The organism is Bacillus sp. SIMBA_005 (assembly GCF_046535585.1).
In the GTDB taxonomy this organism is placed as follows: domain Bacteria; phylum Bacillota; class Bacilli; order Bacillales; family Bacillaceae; genus Bacillus; species Bacillus pumilus.
Genome location: NZ_JAWRWI010000218.1, coordinates 1 through 294, shown reverse-complemented (window position 1 = coordinate 294; position 294 = coordinate 1). Strand labels below are relative to the sequence as shown.

Annotated in this window: 1 protein-coding gene; it reads left to right on the top strand. The window is 60.2% G+C overall.

Annotation, left to right across the window (positions count from 1 at the left end):
* Positions 1 to 91: 91 nt before the first annotated feature.
* Positions 92 to 294: hypothetical protein (locus SB660_RS19840; protein WP_410583987.1), on the top strand; the 203-nt coding region annotated here is incomplete at its 3' end.

Here is a 294-nt window from a genome sequence, read left to right as displayed (position 1 = left end):
GTCGCGGGGCGGAGCGTGATTATATAAACGCATGTTTATTTATCAATAGCCGCTCTGGGCGTGATGCGCCCGCGCGGATGGAGAGGGCGCCATGTCTGCGGATGACGGGGTTCGAGGCGATTCCGTTTCGATGAAGGACCGCGACGTCGTGATGCCGTTGGCCTTGCCCTTGCCGTTGCCGTTGCCATTGCCGTTGGCTTTGGCTGTGCGTTTGCTTTCCACGTTTGATCCTCCGAGCCGTAAAGCGAGCCGAGCACCGGAGCCTGATCGGGCCGAAGAGCTGCCCATGTCTGA